Origin of the sequence: Bacillus sp. JJ722 (genome assembly GCF_036963345.1) — a bacterium.
Classification (GTDB): domain Bacteria; phylum Bacillota; class Bacilli; order Bacillales; family DSM-1321; genus Bacillus_AD.
This window is the reverse complement of the sequence record NZ_JBALMO010000398.1, coordinates 1-2490: the sequence shown is the minus strand read 5'-3', so window position 1 is coordinate 2490 and position 2490 is coordinate 1. Positions and strand designations below refer to the sequence as shown.

Genomic DNA, 2490 nt, shown 5'->3' with positions numbered 1-2490 from the left:
AAAGTTTTTCAGTGCCCTCCATAAATACGCTATCTCTTTCTTTAGTAGTTTATCCTGTTCCAACTGGGGCTAAGACTCCCACTTCAAAATGAAAATAAAAGCGAAGACGTTTAAGTAGGAGATTAAGCGCCAGTAAGAACCCGATTGGTTAAACTAATAATTGGTGGGGGCTGGACGAAAATCCCCACCGATTGAAGTTTCACTTTATAAAAAGAATTGAATTAGTCATTTTCATTATTATCGTCAGACAAAGTGAAAATTCCACTTTGTTCAGCATCTTCAATACGATAGCTGAGAAGAATATACTGATACGTACCTTTTTTATCTTGTTCTTCCTCTGACATTTGCTCTAGAATTGAATCTTCCCATTCAAACTTTTCAGAATCATTGAAAGTTGCTTTTGTAATTCTTTGTAATGATTGACGCCATTCTTTGGCCGTCATCGCATTGCTAGAAGTGTTCATTGTTATATGAAACGGATGACGGGTAAGTTCATTTCCTTTTTTCTTTTCTTCGCGAACAATCTCTAATCCTTTTTCAAACAGCTTTAATGCTGGTTCTATTTGTTGATACATTAATGAGAGTGATAGCTCCAATTGTTCAGCCTGAAGTTGAATGTTTCCTCTGTATAAAACATCTTTAAAATTAACGGCTTGGTAGTATTTTTCAACAAGGTTTCCAAGCATCTTCGTTTCAACTACTTGAAGTAGCTCAGCATCTTCAAGTTTTTTGACATGATAGTATAAACGAGAAGGTTGTTCATTTAATTCTTCAGCTAGTTGTTTCACAGTGATCGGCTTATTTGATGCAGCGTGCAGAATTCGAATTCTTCTAGCATCTGATAATATTTTCATTAACTCTAAAGATTGGTCTTTGATTCTTGCCATAATTCAATCTCCACCTAAATAAGATTATTCTTACTAAAAGAATAACATAGCAAGATATGATTATATAGATAACTGTCAATCTACGGTCCAAATGACTTTAACTTTGATCAGTATAAAGAGGGTAAAGAGGATTAAGAAACTAGTTGATATGAATATAATCAGCTGAATTGATATTCCAAATCCAATTAATATTGAAACAAGACCAAGAGATAAAGGTATAAATCCCATTGATGCAGTTGACATTAGACTTTGCACTCTACCAATTATTTGAGGGTCCGTCATTTCTTGAACAAGCGATGCAGATAAAATATTTGAAATAGATAAGCAGAATCCGACAATTATCAAAATGATAATGCCTTGCCAAACCATGTTCATTTGACTTAAAAATAAGGTAGCGGTGCTCAATATACCTAATAAAGAAATATTGATGATTGGCCGCCTTTTTTTGATGTTTAAAAAACCTACTAGTAATGCTCCAATAATCATTCCAATTGCAAATGCACTTTCTAAATAACTTAAATCCATTACACTTCCCTGCAATGATTGATCGACTAATAATGGTAAACCGATATTGACTGGGCCAACTAAGAAAAAATTAGTGAACAAACTAATGCACATAAACGTTATAAGAAATGGCATTCCTTTAATATAGTGTAGACCTTCTTTAAGCTCTAACAATGCTGTTGATTCTTTCTTCTTATGATCTGCTTTAACTTCTTTCATTTGCTTTACTAATAAACTGCTAATTAGTAGGAGCAGGGAAGTTAGAATAAATACTCCAGAGAAATTACCAAATTCAATTACTATACCTGCCAACATAGGGCCAATAATGGTTGTTAATTGATTAGTCGTTTGAATATATGAGTTTGCTTTCACTAACTGCTCTTTATTTACAATTTGAGGAATGAATGATTGATTAGCTGGCCAGAAAAAAGCATCAAGAACACCGAAAAGTAAAGCAAATACTCCTAATGACCAAATAGTCATTAAATCATTAATGACTAACAATACCATCAATAATACAAGCAACCCTCTTATTCCATTAGAAATGAACATGATGTTTGATCGCTTCATTCGATCAGCTAGTACTCCACCAATGAACATAAATAAAACTCTCGGAATTGTAGTTAATAACATGATAATTCCTAGTGAAGCAGGTTGTTTTAGCACTCGAAGCACGTACCATGTTTCTGCAAGTAAATATATGGATAAGGATAATCCTGAAAATATACTGGCCACCCATAAAAAGAGAAAGTTCCGATTCGATAAAATAGTCGTATTTGCTAATTTGACAGTAGTTTTTTGAGCAGTTTTACTAAGCATTTTAAAAACCCCTTCAATTAAATTATGTTTATCGTTAAAATTAATTTTAACGATAAACAGTTTTTTGTTCAAGGAGTTATTTAGAAATTTCTAATTATTTAAATAGAATTCATTGAACGGGTTTAATTATTTTTGTAGTATCGATTTCCATTTCATTACTTTTTTCATTCTCCCTATTAGCCGAATAATCGCTAAGAAAAAATCAAAGAGTAATAATAATGAGATTTAAAAATAATCAAAAGTGGTAAATGAAATGGAGAAGAAATCTGTAGGATATAAA

2 protein-coding genes are annotated in these 2490 nt (G+C 32.2%); both read right to left on the bottom strand.

Features of this window, described 5'->3' with window-relative positions:
- Positions 1–221: 221 nt before the first annotated feature.
- Positions 222–887 carry an ArsR/SmtB family transcription factor gene (locus V7014_RS26710; RefSeq protein ID WP_335512086.1) on the bottom strand — a complete coding sequence of 222 codons (666 nt, stop codon included), beginning with the start codon at positions 885–887 and terminating at the stop codon, positions 222–224.
- 75 nt (positions 888–962) lie between these two features.
- Positions 963–2210, bottom strand: coding sequence for an MFS transporter (locus V7014_RS26705; protein ID WP_335512084.1), 1248 nt, complete (start codon positions 2208–2210; stop codon positions 963–965).
- Between the last annotated feature and the right edge of the window lie 280 nt (positions 2211–2490).

Bases quoted from the DNA above. Each gene is read 5' to 3' on its own strand.
- V7014_RS26710 (WP_335512086.1), bottom strand. From the start codon at position 887: ATGGCAAGAATCAAAGACCAATCTTTAGAGTTAATGAAAATATTATCA.
- V7014_RS26705 (WP_335512084.1), bottom strand. From the start codon at position 2,210: ATGCTTAGTAAAACTGCTCAAAAAACTACTGTCAAATTAGCAAATACG.